Below are 17,443 nucleotides of genomic sequence, written 5' to 3' on the forward strand. Positions count from 1 at the left end.
GCCGCGGACAGCAGGGGTCGGCTCCGGACGGGCGCGCACACCGGTCGTCGGGGTGGCGCGGACCGTCGCAGGACGTGTGGGAGAGGGCCGGCGCCGGCGTCCGGACCGTGGCCGGTCCGGACGGGGGCTTCGAGGCCGTGGGTCAGGGGAGGGGCGCTCGCGTCAGCGGGCCGGTGGGTGGGCGGCCCGGGCGGCAACGTCGGTGGGCGACGGTGGTTGAGCGGTCGCCCGGGCCGTGAGCGGTGGGGCCGGCCGCTGGCCTCACACGGTCGGCGCGAGGGCGTGCACCGCGGTCGGCAGGCGTACCGGTCCCAGGACACCGATCGACGGGTGGAACTGGATGCCGCCGTCGCGCAGCACCTCGATCCGGTCGTAGCGGCGCAGGAGGGCGGTCAGCGCGATTCGGGTCTCCATGCGGGCCAGTGGTGCGCCGAGACAGAAGTGGATGCCCTTGCCGAAGGCGATGTGGCGGGTCCGGTTCTCGCGGTGGATGTCGAACGCGTCGGCCTGTGGGAAGCGGGAGGCGTCGCGGTGGGCGGAGGCGAGCCACAGGCACACCATCGCGCCGGCCGGGATGCGTTCGCCGCCGAGCTCTGTCTCGCACGCCGTGACCCGCTGGTCCCGGACCAGTGGCGGGCGCCAGCGCAGCACCTCCTCCACGACCTGGGGCAGCAGGCCGTGGTCGGCGCGGACCTCCGCGAAGGTGTCGGGGTGGGTGTCCAGCGCCATGACGGTGCTGCCGATCAGCACGGACGACGGAAGATGCCCCGCGATGACGAACATGCCGATGACGCCCACGATCTCGTGGTCGTCGAGGCCGCGTCCGTCGACCTCCGCCTGGGCGAGGCTGCTGATCAGATCGTCCCGGGGGTGGGCACGGCGCTCGTGGATGAGCTCCAGGAGGTAGGCCGAGGCCGAGCGCACGAGGTCGCCGAGTTCGCGCACGGCGGACTCGTCGGCCTTGCCCAGCTCACCGGCGGGCCGGGCACCGAGCAGGGCGTCCGCCCAGATGGTGAACAGGACATGGTCCTGTTCCGGGATGCCGAAGAGCTTCGCGATGACCCGCGCGGTCAGCGGGCTGGCGAAGCCGGCCACGAGATCGACGGTGCCCGTGCCGTCGGCCGACAGCTCGACCTCGTCCAGAAGTTGCTCGGCTGTGCGCTCGATGACCGGCTCCAGGCCGGCCACGACGTGGGGAGTGAAGGCCCGTCGCACCAGCTCGCGCATCTGCGTGTGGCGGGGCGGGTCGATCCCGAGGAAGTTGCCCTGGGCGGCGCTCGCCAGTTCCCGTTCGTCCTCCGGGATCAGGTCGTTCATGTCGTTGGAGAAGGTCCCGTGATCGCCGAGCACCTGCACGGCCTCGTCGTAGCCGAAGACCTCCCACACCCCTGGCTGGTCGCTCTTGACGACCGACGTCTGCGCGCGCCGGCGGTCCAGATAGTCCAGGAACGCCTTCGTCCGCAGATCGAAGGAAAGACCCGTTAACGCTGCGAGATCGGTCATTCGGACAGCCCCCGTCAGGCAAGTGAATGAAGGAAGGCCGACAGTAAAAGGAGTCAATTGCGGACCGATGCCCTGCTTGTACGGCCGCTCAATCGAGAGAGCCCCCGCGCCGTCAGACCCATTGGAATCGAACTACCTCGTACAACAGTCCGATTGATGCCAACGGGGTCCGAGCATAGGTAGCCCTCTCAAGCGGTGTCAAGGTCATTCCCGTCGTACCGGTGTGTCCAGCACCTACTGACCTGCAGGAATGACGGCTGTTAAGAGGGGCGGCCGCGCCGGTACCGGATTCCTTGATTCCGTTCGTGCCCTTGCATAGGCATTTCATCTGTGTAACCTGGCGTGAGTGTCGCCGCCCAGGTGTTCGACGTGAGTCAGGCCCGGGGAGCGCGGTACGGCAAACGGGGACGGGGGTTTCACATGGGTCCGGCATTCTGTTTGAAACGGGGCCGCGCAGGGAAACCGCGCTGACGCTTCCCTCGAACTTCCAGGGAAACTCAGAGAAAACAGTCAGGGAAGGCAACCGGGTCGGCGCGAGGTGCGCCGACGGCTGTTTTCAGCACGCCTGTCTTCGAGTGGGCTACGACCGTCATCAGCTTCGCGGAGGACTTCGGCATGTCCGCACCAGCGCGTCAGGAATTCCCTCTCACCACCGCGCAGACCGGAATGTGGCTCGCCCAGCGCCTCGCGCGGGAGGGCCTCGACTACAGCGTCGCGGTGTACGTCGACATCACCGGCCCCCTCCGGTCCGACCTCCTCGTGCGTGCGGCGCGCGAGACGCTCGGGGAGTGGCCCGGCATGTGGGCGCGCATCGACGAGACGGGCCGCGAGCCGGTCCAAGTCGTCGACGGCACGGCGGAGTTCACCATGCCCTGCCTGGACTTTCGGGACCGGGAGCGGTCGTTCGAGGCGGCGACGGAGTGGATGGCCGAGGCCCTCGACGTGCCCCTGGCGCCGGAGTGCGGGCGGATGTTCTCCCTGGCGCTGATCCAGGTGGAGGACGAACGGCACCTCTGGTTCCTGCGCGGCCACCATGTCGCCATGGACGGCTTCTCCGGTGCGCTGTTCGTGCGTCGCGCGGGCGCCGCGTACACCGCGCTGGCCGAAGGGCGCACGCTGGAGGGACCGGGCTTCGCGCCCTTCGGTGAACAGGTGAGGATGGACCGTGACTACCGGAACTCCCCTGCATTCGAGGCCGATCGCCAGTTCTGGACGGCGAAGCTGGCCGGCAGCCCCGCACCCGCCGAATTCGGGAAAGCGGAACGCAGTCGTCCTGTTGGCCGCGTGCGGGTGACGGCGGTACTTGAGAAAGAAAGCATCATCGCCCTCGAAGGGCTTGCGGACCGCTGCGGGGTGACGCTTCCCACCGTATTCGCCACGGCATCCGTCCTGTACACAGCACGGCTCACCGGGGAGCCCGACGTCGTCCTCGGACTGCCGGTGACTGCCCGATTCGGGAAGTTGTCCAGAAACCTTCCCGGGATGATGTCCAATGTCGTCCCCTTGCGGGTTCAGGCAACTCCAGGTAAAGCACTGGAATTCTTATTGGAAAACGTGGCAGCGGAAGTGCGGCTCTGCTTACGCCACCAGCGCTATCGATACGAGGACCTGCGGAACGACCTCGGGTCGGGTGATGAGCGCGGTCCGCTGGTCGGGCCGCATGTCAACCTCCAGTTCTTCGACCAGGAGGTGCGGTTCGGCGACAGCCGGGCCGCCGTTCACAATCTCACCAACGGTCCGGTCGACGATCTGGCATTCGTGTTCTACCCGGATGCCCGCGGCGACCGATGCCGGATGGATGTCGACGGCAACTCCGAGCTCTACGACCTGCGGGACCTGACCGTCCACCGCGACGGCCTGCTGCGGCTGCTGGAGCACATGGCCGCCGCGGAACCCGGCACCCCCGGCGACGCCCTCGACGTGTTCCGCTCCGACGACCTGGAGCGGCTGCTCGTCGCGCGCAACGCCACCCGGAGCGCGTACGGCCCGGAGACGGTCGTCGACCTGATCCAGGCCCGTGCCGCCGCCGCACCCGACGCCCAGGCGGTCGTCGACGCGCGAGGTGTCCTCACCTACCGGGAGCTGAACGAGCGGGCCAACCGTCTCGCCCGCCTCCTGCTCGCCCGGGGGTTGGGGCCCGAGGACGTCGTCGCCCTGGCCGTACCCCGGTCTGTGGAACTGACGACCGCCCTGCTCGCGGTCCTCAAGTCGGGCGCCGCCTTCCTGCCGGTCGACCCGGAGTACCCGGCCGACCGGATCGCCCAACTGCTCGACGACACGCACCCGGCCCTGCTGATCACCACCCGCGACACCACGGCCCGGCTGCCCGGCACCGCCGGCACCCCCCAGCTCCTCCTCGACGACCCGTCACTGGACGAGGCGCTGAGCGAACCGCTCGCTCAGGACATCACCCCGGCGGACCGTCCCCGCCCTCTCCTGCCGGACTCACCCGCCTACATCCTGCACACCTCAGGCTCCACCGGCCGCCCCAAGGGCGCGGTCAACACCCATGCCGGGCTGGCGAACCGGCTGCGCTGGACGCAGGAGCGCTACCGGCTCACGGAACAGGACCGGGTGCTCCAGAAGACCTCGTGCGGATTCGACGTCTCCGTATGGGAGTTCCTGTGGCCCCTGACAGCCGGTGCCACCCTGGTCATGGCCGAACCGGGCCGGCACCGCGATCCCGAGTACCTCACGTCCGTCATCCGTGAACAGCGCATCACCACCGTGCACTTCGTGCCGTCCATGCTCCAGGCCTTCCTGGCCGACCCCGGGGCGGGCGACTGCACGAGTCTGCACCGGGTCATCTGCAGCGGGGAGGCGCTTCCCGCCGAACTCGCCGCCCGCTTCTTCGCGGTGCTCGACTGCGAGCTGCACAACCTGTACGGGCCCACCGAAGCGTCCATCGACGTCACGTCGTGGCAGTGCGACCCCGCGGCGACGACGGCCCCGCCGATCGGGCGTCCGATCGCCAACACCCGCGTGTACGTGCTGAACAAGGCGCTGCGACCGGTGCCCGAAGGAGTGCCCGGCGAGCTCTACCTCGCAGGCACCGGCCTCGCCCGCGGCTACTTCGAGCGACCGGCGGTCACCGCCGAGCGCTTCGTGGCCTGCCCCTTCGGCGAGCCCGGCGACCGCATGTACCGCACCGGGGACCTGGCCCACTGGGACGCCGACGGAAACCTCGTCTACCTGGGACGGGCGGACGACCAGGTCAAGATCCGCGGCGTGCGCATCGAACCCGGCGAGATCGCCTCGGTGCTGGGGGAGCACCCGGATGTCGGCGAGGTGGCGGTGATCGCCCGTGACGACGGCCCCTCCGGCCGCTGTCTGGTCGGCTACGCCGTGCCCGACCGGGACCGGCTCGCCGCCCGTCTCGACGAGATCCGCGGCGAGCACGTCGACCAGTGGCAACAGCTCTACCAGTCGATGTACAGCGCCGAGCCCGAGGCGGCCTTCGGTGAGGACTTCGCCGGCTGGGACAGCAGCTACACCGGCCGCCCCATGCCGCTGGACGAGATGAACGAGTGGCGGGACACCACGGTGGAGGCCATCCGCTCGCTCCGGCCCCGCCGGGTGCTCGAGATCGGCGTCGGCAGCGGCCTGCTGCTGTCCCGGCTCGCCCCCGAGACAGAGCGCTACTGGGCGACCGACTTCTCCGCCGCCGCGATCGCCGCCCTGCGCCGGCACATCGAGGGCCGGCCAGAGCTGCACGGCCGGGTGGAACTGCGTACCCGGCCGGCCGACGACCTGGACGGCCTGCCCGAGAGCTTCTTCGACACCGTGGTCCTCAACTCCGTGGCGCAGTACTTCCCCGGTGCCGACTACCTGCGAGCCGTGCTGCGAGGCGCGTTGCGCCTGCTCCGGCCAGGCGGCGCGGTCTTCGTCGGCGACGTCCGCAATCTGCGCCTGCGTCGGTTCTTCGACACCGCCGTCCAACTGGCCCGCACCCCCGCCGGCGAGGAACCGCGGGCCGTGCGGCGGGCCGTCGCGCAACGGGCCCTCCAGGAGAACGAACTCCTCGTGGACCCGCACTTCTTCACCACCCTGGCCCGGGACACCGCCGATGCCGCCGGGGTCGACATCAGGGTCAAGCGCGGACGCTACGACAACGAACTGAGCCGTTACCGCTACGACGTCGTCCTGCACAAGCGTTCCGACCGGCCGCCGCTGTCCCTGCGCGAGGTGCCGAGAGCCGCGTGGGGCACCGAGATCCCCGACCTCGCGGCCCTGCGCGAGAGGCTCGCCCGGCGCGATCCGGGCGGGCTGCGTCTCGTCGGCGTACCCAACGCCCGGCTCGCACCCGAAGTGGCGGCGACCCGGCGGGTGTTCACCCCGCAGGCACCGCCGGAGCCGGACGCCCCCACCGACACGGTCCCCGAGGCCTTCCACGAACTGGGGGAGCGACTCGGCCACCGCACGGTGGTCACCTGGTGCGGCGACGGCACCCGCGGCGAACTGGACGTGCTCTTCCTGCCGCCGGAACACACCGGCGCGTTGACGGACGTGTGCCTCGCCGCGGGCGCGCCGCCGCGGCCGTACACCAACCGGCCTTCGGTCGTCCGGGAGGCCGGGCGGCTGTCGTCGGCACTGCGCGCCTACCTGCGGGAGAAGCTGCCCGACCACATGGTCCCCGCCGCCGTCATGGTCCTGGAGGAACTGCCCACCACGGCCAACGGAAAACTGGACCGCCAGGCGCTGCCCGCACCCGACTTCCGGGCCACGGGGTCCGGCCGGCCCGCGCGCGGCCCGCGCGAGGAACTGCTGTGCGCGCTCTTCGCCGAGGTGCTGGGACTGCCCTCCGTCGGCGTCGACGACAGCTTCTTCGACCACGGCGGGGACAGCATCAGCTCGATCCAGCTGGTCAGCCGGGCGCGCGCCACCGGGCTCGTGTTCACGCCGCGGGACGTCTTCGAGCACCGGACCGTGGCCAGGCTCGCCGAGATCGCCGGTACCCGCGTCGTGGACGCCGAACCCGGTTCGGGCACAGGCCCCGTCCCGCTCACGCCGATCGTCCACGAGCTGCGGCAACGCGGCGGCCCGGTACGGCGGTTCAGCCAGTCCCTGCGCCTGGACGTCCCCTCAGGACTGTCCGAGGAGACGCTGTGCGGGGCCCTGCAGACCGTCCTGGACCACCACGACACCCTGCGCCTGAAACTCACCCGGGACGGCGACACCTGGGCTCTGGAGACCCGGCCCTCCGGCTCGGTGGACGCGCGGGACTGCCTGGTCGGAGTCGGTCCGGGCGACGACGTGCGGGCAGCGGAAGAGGCGGCGCGGGACCGGCTGGATCCCGAGGCCGGGACGATGCTGCAAGCCGTCTGGTGCGACGCGGGCCAGGACCGTCCGGGCACCCTGCTCCTGACGGTGCATCACCTCGCCGTCGACGGAGTCTCCTGGCGCGTCCTCGTGCCCGACCTCGCCGACGCCTACACGGCGCTGGCCGAGGGCGGCCGACCGAGTCCGGCTCCGGTGGCCATGCCGTTCCGGCAGTGGGCGCGGGCGCTGGCCGAGTCGGCGCTGACACCGGAACGGGAGGCGGAACTCCCGTACTGGCGGCGGGTCCTCACGCGGACCGGGACCCCGCTCGGCGGCCGACCGCTCGATCCCGCGCGCGACACCCACGCCACCCGGCGCACCCTGGTGTCCCGCCTCGACAGCGCCACCACAGCGGCCTTGTTCACCGAGGTCACCGCCGCCTTCCACGCCACGGCCAACGATGTGCTGCTCACCGCGCTGGCGCTTGCCGTCCAGGACCTGCGCCGGCGACACGGCGGCGCCCGCGCCCCGGTGCTCGTCGACGTGGAGGGCCACGGCCGCGAGGAGGAGGCCGTGGACGGCGCCGATCTGTCCCGCACCGTCGGCTGGTTCACCACCCTCTTCCCGGTCGGCGTCGACCCCGAGGTCACCGACTGGGAGGATGTCTGGGCCGCGGGAGCGGCGGCCGGTGACGCCCTGCGGACCGTCAAGGAACAACTGGCGGCCGTCCCCGGCAACGGGCTGGGATTCGGGTTGCTGCGCCATCTCAACCCCCGCACCAGCCCCGTCCTCGCCGGACCGGCCACCGCGGACATCGGCTTCAATTACCTCGGCAGGTTCGCCCCCGCGGGCAGCCGCGGCGGATGGTCACCGGTCGCGGACGGCACCGGACTGACCGGCGACGCCGACCCCGCAGCACCCTTCGCCCACGCACTGGAGATCAACGCCCTCGTCCACGACGACGCCACCGGCCCCCGGCTGGCGGCCGAATGGTCCTGGCCGGGCGGCCTTCTGGCCGAGGACGACGTCCGCGACCTCGCCGACACCTGGTTCCGGGCCCTCGGCGCCCTCGCGGCCTGCGCCCGCCGCCCGGGCGCCGGCGGGCACACCCCGTCGGACTTCCCGCTGGTCCGCCTCGCACAGCAGGACGTCGACGAGATCACCGGTGCCTGCCCGGACGCCGAGGACATCCTGCCGCTGACACCGCTCCAGCAGGGCCTGGCCTTCCACGCCGCCTACGACGACCGGGCGCCCGACGTCTACCACGTACAGGTCGCCCTCGACCTGGCGGGCGACGTCGACGCCGGAGCCCTGCGCGAGGCGGTCGCCACCCTGCTGCGCCGCCACCCCGTCCTGCGTGCCTGCGTACGGCACCGTCCACACGGCGGACCCGTCCAGGTCGTCCGGGCTCAAGTCCCCACACCGTGGCGGTACGTCGACCTGAGCGCGACCGATCCCGCAGAGCGGGCCGCACAGGCGGAACGCCTCGTCCGCGAGGACCTGAGCCGGCGCTTCGACCTCGCCGAGGCGCCCCTGCTGCGCTGCACTCTGCTGCGTCTGGACGAACGGCGCTTCACCCTGGCCGTGACCAACCACCACATCATCCTGGACGGCTGGTCGATGCCCCTGTTGCTCCAGGAGCTCTTCGCCCTCTACCGGAACCGGGGCACCGGCGCCCCGCCGCGGCGCGACACGTCCTGGCGGGAGTACCTGCGGTGGCGGGAGCGGCAGGACCGGGCGGCGGCCGAGGAGGCGTGGCGCGAGACACTCGCCGAGCTGCCGGCACCCACCCGGCTCGCCCCCCAGGGCGATGTCCGCACCTCCGTCGTCCCCGCCTCCCACACCGTCCGGCTCCCCGAATCCGTCACGGCCGCACTGACCGGGCGGGCGCGGGCGCACGGCGTCACGGCCAACACCCTGGTCCAGGCGGCGTGGAGCCTGCTGCTCAGCCGACTGACCGACAGCGACGACATCGTCTTCGGCACCACCGTCGCGGGACGGCCGCCGGAGCTGCCGGGCACCGAGACGATGATCGGCTGTTTCATCAACACCGTTCCGGTGCGGGTGCGACTGGATCCCGACGAACCCCTCGGCACGCTCCTCGCCCGCCTGCAGGACGAACAGTCACGGCTCTCGGCCCACCACCACCTCGGGATGGCCGACATCCAGCGGCTGACCGCTCTGGAAGGCGAGCTGTTCGACACGCTGACGGTCTTCGAGAACTACCCCCTGGACGCGGACGCCATGACCGTCGGCCCGGACACCGCCGGACCACGCGTCACGGACCTGCGCACCCACAACGACGTGCACTATCCGCTGGCACTGATCGTCACCCCCGGGCCTTTGCTCACCCTCCAGTTCACCTACCGGCCGGATCTGTTCACGCCCGACGAGGCCGAACGCATCGCCGACCGCTGCGCCCAGGTGCTGCGGACCATCGCCGAGACCGGCCTCGACACCCCGACCCGCGCCATCGAGGCCCTGGACGCGGCCGAGCTGAGCCGGCTCACCGACGGCTGGAACGACACCGGTCCGGCGGCCCGCCCCCTCCCGGTCACCGCGGCGGTCCAGGACCGGGCGGCCCGCACCCCCGGCCGCACGGCGGTGGTCAGCGGAACGGAGTCCCTGAGCTACGGTGAACTGAACGCGCGGGCCAACCGGCTGGCCCGGCTGCTGAAGACGCGCGGCGTCGGCCCCGAGGACCTGGTGGCCGTGGCCGTACCCCGGTCGGTGGACATGATGGTCGCCCTGCTGGCCGTCCTGAAGGCGGGCGCCGGCTACCTGCCCGTGGACCACGGGCATCCGGCGGCGCGCACGGCCTTCATCGTCGAGGACGCCGCGCCTGTCCTGCTGCTGCTCGGCGGAGAGGCCCCGCCCGGGCTGCCGGACCCGTCCGTGCTGCCGCGCCTGTGCCTGGACGACCCCGGCTCCCTGGACGCCCTCGCCGGGTTCTCGGACGACGACCTCCCGGACACCTGCCCCGGCACCGGCACCGCCTACGTCATCCACACCTCCGGCTCCACCGGGCGCCCCAAGGCCGTCGTCGTGCCGCGCTCCGCCATGGACGCCCTGCTGGGCTGGGCGGCCGACAGATTCGGCGCCGACCGACTGCGGCGGGTGCTGGCCGCCACTTCACTGACCTTCGACGTGTCGGTCTTCGAGCTCTTCGCCCCGCTGGTGGCCGGCGGGCAGGTGGAGATCGTACGGAACCTCCTGGAGCTGGCGGAGCGGCCCTGGACCGGCTCCCTGATCAGCGGCGTGCCCTCGGCCCTGGCCGGACTGCTCGCCAGCCCGCCGCTGCGGTTCTCGGCCCCGCTGCTCGTGCTCGCGGGCGAGGCCCTGCCCGAGCAACTCGTCCGCCAGATCCGCGAGTCACTGCCCGGCACGGGGATCGTGAACCTCTACGGCCCGACAGAAGGGACCGTCTACGCCACCGACTGGGAGTCCACCGACCCTCGCGAGGTGCTCGCCCCGCCCATCGGCCGGCCGCTGCCGCATACCCGGGCATACGTCCTGGACCGGTGGCTGCGCCCCGTCCCCGTCGGGGTGCCCGGCGAGCTGTATCTCGGCGGCGCCGGGGTGGCCCGTGGCTATCTGAACCGGACCGCCCTGTCGGCCACCCGTTTCGTGGCCGACCCGTTCGCCGCGCCGGGGGGCCGGATGTACCGCACCGGCGACCTGGTCCGGTGGTTGCCCGACGGCACCCTCGACTACCTGGGCCGCGGCGACGACCAGGTCAAGATCCGGGGACACCGGGTCGAGCCCGGCGAGATCGAGGCCGTACTGGCCCGGCACCCCACGGTGGAGCGCGCGGCCGTCCTGGCCCGCGAGGGCAAGGCGGGCGGCCTTCGGCTGATCGCCTACCTGGTCCCGCGGCCCGGCGCGGACATCGACGTCGACGATGTGACGGCCCGTGCCGCCGAGGTGCTGCCCGCCCACATGGTCCCGGCCGCCCATGTGGTCCTCGACCGGCTGCCGGTCACCGCCAACGGCAAACTGGACCGCGAGGCGCTGCCCGCGCCGCAGGAGCACGAACCCGCGCGGGACACCGTGCGGGCCCCGCGCACCAGCCGCGAGCGACTGCTGTGCGAACTCTTCGCGCAGGTCCTGGGCGTGCCGCGGGTCGGCGCCGACGAGAGCTTCTTCGCCCTGGGCGGGGACAGCATCACTTCCATCCAGCTGGTGAGCCGGGCCCGGCGCGAGGGCCTTGTCTTCACCCCCCGCGACCTCTTCCGCCACCGCAGTCCGGCCGAACTGGCGGGCGCGGCACGGGAGGACGAACGACCCGAGACGGCAGCGGAGGACGACGAGGCGGGTCCGGGCCCGCTGAGTCCGACGCCGGTGATGGAGCGGTTGCGCGAACTGCGGGGCCCCGTACGGCGGTTCAGCCAGTCGATGGTGCTGCGGCTGCCGGCCGGCGTGGACGACGGGACCCTCACTGCGGCGCTGAGGTCGGTGGGGGAGCGGCACGAGGCGCTGCGGCTGCGGCTGCGGCGCGCGGACGAAGACGCGCGGTGGGGGCTGGAGATCATGGCACCCGGCGGAGGCGGTGATTCCGGAGCTGCCGGGGTTGATGCCGAGGGTGCCCCGCGCCTCCTCCGTCACGACGTCCGCGGGCTGAACGGAGACCGGCTGCGCGAGGCCGCCCGACGCCAGGCCGAGCTCGCCCGGGACCGGCTGGACCCGGAGAACGGGCTGATGTGGCAGGCCGTCCGGCTCGATTCGGGACCCGCCGACCCTGGTTACCTGCTGCTGGTCGTCCACCATCTGGCCGTGGACGGTGTTTCCTGGCGGATCCTGGTGGGCGACCTCGCCGAAGCCGTAGCGGCGCTGCGCGCCGGCGAGGCCGTCGAGCCGGCTCCCGTACCCACGTCGCTGCGCCGGTGGACGCGGCTACTGGCGGAGGAGGCGCTCAACCCGTGCCGGGAGGACGAACTGGCGCTGTGGGAAGAGCAGTTGGCGGGACAGAGCGATCCGCTCGGCAACCGTGCGCCGGACCCCGGCCGCGATGTGGTGGCCACCCGTCGGACCCTGTCGCTGACCCTGCCGGGCGAGACGACCGCGGCGCTGCTGACGGAGGTCACCGAGACCTTCCACGCCACGGCCGACGACGTCCTGCTGACCGGCATGGCTCTGGCGGTGCAGGAGTGGTGCCGTCGCCGCGGGCGTCCCGTCGGCCCCGTGCGCGTGGACGTCGAGGGGCACGGCCGGGTGCAGGACGCGGTGGGCGGTGTCGACCTGTCCCGCACGGTGGGCTGGTTCACCAGTGTCCACCCGGTCCGGCTCGACCCCGGTGTCCTCGACCGGGCCGACCTGTGGGCGGCGGGTCCCGAGGCGGGCCGGGCGCTCAAGCGCGTCAAGGAGCAGCTGGCCGCCATCCCCGACCGGGGGCTGGGACACGGACTGCTCCGGTATCTCAACCCGCGCACCCGGCAGGTTCTCGCCGGGCTGCCGGTGCCCGAGATCGGCTTCAACCACCTCGGGCGGTTCGGCGCGCCCGCCGACAGCGAGGACTGGTCCCCGGCCCACGAGATCGGCGGCTTCTCGGGCGGTGCCGACCCCGGACTGCCCCTGGCGCACACCATCGAGCTCAACACCCTCGTCCGCGACGACCGTGCGTCCGAGGGGGACGAGCTGCGCGCGCCGGTGCTCGTCGCCGAATGGGCCTGGGCGGCGGAGCTGTTCACCGCCGCGGAGGTCGAGGAGCTGGGGGAGATCTGGTTCCGCGCCCTGCGGACCCTCGTCGATCATGTGCGACGGCCGGACGCGGGCGGCCACAGCCCCTCCGACCTGCCCCTGGTCGCGCTCTCCCAGGACGAGATCGACCGGCTTCAGGAAGAACTGGCCCTGGAGGGGGACCTGTGACGAGTGCGACGCGCCGTACACCGAAAATCGAGAACATCCTGCCGCTCACCCCGCTCCAGGAAGGACTGCTCTTCCACGCGGCGTACGACGACGCAGGCTCGGCCCTCTACAACGTGCAGGTGGCACTGGACCTGGAGGGGCGACTCGACGTGCCGGTGCTGCGCCGCTCGGTGGAGGCCGTCGTACGCCGCCATCCGACCCTGCGGGCGAGTTTTCGCCGCCGGACCGCCGGCGACACCGTGCAGGTGATCCAATCCGAGGTGGCCACGCCCTGGGAGGAGCACGACCTCACCGCCCTCCCGGACGGCGAACTGTCCGCCGAGGTCGAGCGGATCACCCGGCGCGCACGCGCGGGCCGGTTCGACCTCGCGGCCGCCCCACTGGTGCGCTTCACCCTGATCCGGCTCCGGGCCGACCGCTTCCGGATCGTGCTGACCAACCATCACATCGTGCTGGACGGCTGGTCCACCTCGCTGCTGCTGCGTGAGCTCTTCACCGTCTACGGCGTCGGCGGTGACGCCTCCGTCCTGCCGCCGGCGGTCTCCCCCCAGACGTTCTTCGCGTGGCGCGGCGAGCAGGAGGCACCCGCCGCCCGAGAGGCGTGGCGAGCGGCGCTGAGCGGCCTCGCGGAAGCGACCAGGGTGGCGCCGTACGCCGACAGTCACACGGCCACGGCGACGGAGCAGATCGTCCTCACCGTCCCCGAGGACCTCACCGCCGCCGTCACAGAGCGGGCCCGGCGGCTGGGGGTCACCCTCAACACCGTGGTGCAGGGCACCTGGGGCCTGCTCCTGTCCCGGCTCACCGGCGCCGACGACGTCGTGTTCGGGACGACGGTGTCCGGCCGGGCCCCGGAGCTGCCCGATGTCGAGTCGGTGGTCGGCATGCTCGTCAACACGGTGCCGGTGCGCGTCCGCACGGACCGCGCGGAGACCCTCGCCGCGCTGTACACCCGGCTCCAGGAGGAGCAGTCCAGGCTGGTCGCTCATCACCATCTGGGGCTGACCGAGATCCAGAGCCTCGCGGACATCGACGGCGAACTCTTCGACACGCTCGTCGTGTTCGAGAACTATCCGGTCGACAGGGCGGTCGACACCGTCGGGGGCGTCCGGGTGGCGGGAACCGAGGCGCACAACACCGTCCACTACCCGTTGAGCCTGCTCGCCCATCCCGGTGAGCGGCTCGTGCTCCACCTCGGCCACCGGCCGGACGTCATCACCGGCACCGCCGCCCGGCGCATCGGGGACCGCGTCCTGCGGCTGCTGCGCCTGTTCGCCGACGCGGCGGCCGACATCCGCGTCGACGGCATCGACCTGCTGGGCGAGGACGAGCACAGCCTCCTCGTGGAGTGGAACGACACGGCCCGGCCGGTACCGCGCCGCTCCGTCGCCGAACTGTTCGCCGCCCAGGCCGCCGCCACCCCCGACAACACCGCGGTCCGCTACGGCGGCCTGACCACCACCTACCGGGAACTGGACGACCGGGCGGAGCGGCTGGCGACCGACCTGACGGGGCGGGGCATCGGCCCCGAGGACATCGTCGCCCTCGCGATGCCGCGGTCGACCGAGATGGTCGTGTCCCTCCTCGCGGTCCTCAAGGCGGGCGCGGCCTATCTGCCCATCGACCCCGCCTATCCGAGCGAACGCATCGAGTTCATGCTCGCCGACGCGCGACCCGTCCTGCTCATCACCACGTCCGACACCGCCGGACGTCTCGGCACTCGTACCGGCACCGCTCGGCTCCTCGTCGACGGTCCGCGCGCAACGGAAGGCATCCCGCGATGAGAGTCCTGTCCATGGCAGCCCCGGGCTCGGGACTGTACCTGCCCACCGTGCCTCTCGCCTGGGCCCTGCGGGCCGCCGGGCACGAGGTCTTGGTCGCCAACAACGCCCAGGCGGCGCGGACCCTGGTCGCCGCCGGTCTCCCGGCAGTCGACGTGTGCCCGGGCCGTGACGTGTTCGCCGAGTTCATGGAGGCGAGCCGGGCGATCCATCTGACTCCGCCGGGCGAGCCCAGGCCCCGGCGCGGCGGTCTGGGTCTGTTCGGGGAAGAGATGGCCGCGGGTCTGCTGGCCCTCGCCCGGGAGTTCCGCCCGGATCTCGTGCTGTCCACCCTGGAGCAGGGCGCAGGGCCCCTGGTCGCGGCCACCCTGGGCGTGCCCCTCGTCGAGCAGAGCGTGCGGCTGGCCTGGGCGGGCGGTGACGAACAGGCCGTCGGCTACCGCAAATCCATCGCCGAGTACCTGGAGCCCACGAGGGCCGCACTGGGGGTCGCCGAACCGGCCGTTGCGACCGCCGTCATCGACATACGCCCCCCGAGCATGGGCGGCCGCGACAGCGCCACCGAGTGGCTGATGCGTTGTGTGCCGTACAACGAGAGCCGTCTGCTGCCCGAGTGGCTGCTGTCGGCGCCGGCCCGGCCCCGGGTCTGTCTCACCCTGGGCAGTGTGCTGCCGCTGTCCGGTGAACTCGGTGAGCTGAGCACGTTCCTGGACCGGTGCGGGGCTCTCGACCTGGACGTGGTGCTCGCGATGGGGGAGGAGCAGGCGGCGGCGCTCGGCCCGGTGCCCGCCAACGTCCGGGTGGCCGGGTGGGTTCCGCTCAGCGCCCTGCTGCCGAGCTGCTCGGCCATCGTCCACCACGGAGGGGCCGGCACCTCGCTGACGGCACTCGTCCACGGCGTACCGCAGCTGGTGCTGCCGCGCATGGCCGACCAGCCGGCCAACGCGGCCGTCGTCGCGGCCCGGGGAGCCGGGCTGACCCTCGCTCCCGAGGAGACGGACGCGGCTTCCGTCGAGGCGGCGCTGCTGCGGCTGCTCCAGGAGACCGGCCCGGCGCGGGTCGCGCGCGAAGTGAGGGCGGAGATCGCGGCACAGCCCAGCCCGGCCGATCTCGTGGTGCGGCTCGAGTCATTGGCCGGGAGGGCCTGAGAGCGCAGGTGTATTTCTTCGCGGCCAAATGACGCCGTGGCACGGCGTTTGGCCGCGACTTTCTTGTCGTATGACTTCGGGAGGTGCATGTTTTGTACCCCTCCTGTGAAGGTCACGTGGTGGAGCGTCTTGCGTCGCAGCTCGCTCCAAGAGCGTGCCACCTGCGGTAACGCGATCTCGAGGAGCTTTTCGCTATCGCGACTGAATTCCTTCTCCCATGTTCGGTGGAAACGAGTTAACTTCGGCGACATGAGATTGCAACGGGGGAGAAGGAACCAGGCGTGGAAGCAGGTACTAAGCACCGAAGAAGGCGGGGAATTCCTCGCAGAGAAGTTACCGGCGCGTATGAGAGGAGTGCTCGTCCTCGCCGCTCTGCCGGGCGCACTCGGCCTGCTCGGCGTGCTTCCGCGGCCCACCCAACTCGACCTCGCCGTCACCGCGTCCGTCGTCCTGTGTGTCCTGGCCCTCATGGGACAGGCCTGGGGCAGATACCCGCGGTGGCGTCGGGAACCTTCCACCGGGACGCCCGAGTCCCCGCCCGCCCTCGGCGAACGGCTGGTCGCCGCGCGGGAGGACGAGCGCAACCGACTGCGGGACGACCTGCACGACAGCCTCGGCCCGGCGCTGGCGAGCATCAGACTCCGTCTCGACGTCGCCGCCGAGCGGGTCGCCCAGCCGGCCACCCGCCAGCTCATCCTGGACGCGGCGGCCGAGACCTCGCGCACCGTCGACGACATGCGGCGCATCATCGACGACCTGCGTCCGCCGGAACTGGAGAGCGAGGGCCTCGAAGGCGCCCTGCTGAAACTCGTGCACCGGGCCGGCGTCGGCGGCGAACTGGCGGTGCACGCCCAACTGCCGTCACCCGGAACCGCGCGGGAGCTCACCTTCGCCACCGAGCTCGCCGTCTTCCGCATCGCGGGCGAGGCCCTCACGAACGTCGTACGGCACGCGCGGGCCCGCACCGCCACCGTACGGCTGACCGAGCACGACGAGGGCATCGTCCTGGAGGTGACCGACGACGGTGTCGGTCCGCCCGTCGGCAAGGCCCGCCGGCGCGGTGTCGGTCTCGCCTCCATGGCCCGCCGGGCCGAGGAGGTGGGCGGCCGCTGCGAGGTACTGCCCCGGCCCGACGGCCGACCCGGAACCCTCGTCCGCGTGACCCTCCCCCGGAGCGAAGCGTGACCATACGTGTGTTCGTGGTGGACGACCATCCGCTGTTCCGCGCCGGTGTGCGGCTGGCCACGGAGGACGTCGAGGACCTCGAGGTGGTGGGCGAGGCGGAGAGCGCCGAGGAGGCCGTACGCGCCCTCGTGCACGAACGCGTGCGCGCCGACGTGGTCCTGATGGACGTACAGATGCCGGACGCCTCCGGGATCTCCGTGGTCGCGGCCATCACCGCCGCCCAGCACCTCGGTACCGAGAGACCCAGGGTGCTCATGATGTCCATGTCGGACGACGACGACATGGTCGTCGCGGCCCTGCGCGCGGGCGCTCACGGCTATCTCGTCAAAGGAGCGCCCAGGGCCGAACTCGTCGGGGCGCTGCGCACCGTCGCCCGCAAGGGCGCGGTGTTCAGTCCCGCCGTGGCCGCGCGGATGAGCAGTTACTTCTCCGCGGTGCACGAGTTGCCCGGCCGGGCGGCCTTTCCGCAACTGACCGAACGCGAACGGGAGATCCTCGACCTGATCGCCCGCGGCTACACCAACCGGCGGATCGCCCGCGAGCTGGTGCTGGCCGAGAAGACCGTCCGCAACCACGTGTCCCACGTCTTCGCCAAGATCCAGGTCACCGACCGGGCAGCCGCCGTGGTCAGGGCCCGGGACGCGGGTCTGGGCTCGTGATCCCGCCCCGCCCACGCCGGTGCGGGACCGGGTCGGGCCCGTG

At 72.1% G+C, this 17,443-nt stretch carries 6 protein-coding genes; 5 read left to right on the forward strand and 1 reads right to left on the reverse strand.

Annotated features, from left to right (window positions below; all coding sequences use genetic code 11):
* Nucleotides 1–261: 261 nt before the first annotated feature.
* Nucleotides 262–1,503: a cytochrome P450 gene (locus tag H293_RS0138880; RefSeq protein ID WP_020123191.1), complete on the reverse strand. Its 1,242-nt coding sequence runs from the start codon at nt 1,501–1,503 to the stop codon at nt 262–264.
* 615 nt (nt 1,504–2,118) lie between these two features.
* On the opposite strand from H293_RS0138880, the gene H293_RS50905 reads away from it, so the two are divergent.
* The 5 genes from H293_RS50905 (at nt 2,119) to H293_RS0138910 (ending at nt 17,400) form a co-directional block, all read left to right on the forward strand.
* Nucleotides 2,119–12,627, forward strand: coding sequence for a non-ribosomal peptide synthetase (locus H293_RS50905; RefSeq protein ID WP_078612810.1), 10,509 nt, complete (start codon nt 2,119–2,121; stop codon nt 12,625–12,627).
* Entirely contained in the window at nt 12,624–14,411 is a 1,788-nt protein-coding gene (locus tag H293_RS50910; protein ID WP_020123193.1) for a condensation domain-containing protein, read from the forward strand. The genes H293_RS50905 and H293_RS50910 overlap by 4 nt, the downstream gene beginning before the upstream one ends.
* An 11-nt stretch (nt 14,412–14,422) precedes the next feature.
* Nucleotides 14,423–15,556: a nucleotide disphospho-sugar-binding domain-containing protein gene (locus tag H293_RS0138900; protein WP_020123194.1), complete on the forward strand. Its 1,134-nt coding sequence runs from the start codon at nt 14,423–14,425 to the stop codon at nt 15,554–15,556.
* Between the two features lie 345 nt (nt 15,557–15,901).
* On the forward strand, nt 15,902–16,741 hold the full coding sequence (locus H293_RS50915) for a sensor histidine kinase (RefSeq protein WP_158694500.1): 840 nt from the start codon (nt 15,902–15,904) through the stop codon (nt 16,739–16,741).
* Nucleotides 16,738–17,400, forward strand: coding sequence for a response regulator (locus H293_RS0138910; RefSeq protein WP_020123196.1), 663 nt, complete (start codon nt 16,738–16,740; stop codon nt 17,398–17,400). The genes H293_RS50915 and H293_RS0138910 overlap by 4 nt, the downstream gene beginning before the upstream one ends.
* The last annotated feature ends 43 nt before the right edge of the window (nt 17,401–17,443 follow it).

The sequence above is a fragment of the Streptomyces canus 299MFChir4.1 genome (genome assembly GCF_000383615.1).
In the GTDB taxonomy this organism is placed as follows: domain Bacteria; phylum Actinomycetota; class Actinomycetes; order Streptomycetales; family Streptomycetaceae; genus Streptomyces; species Streptomyces canus_C.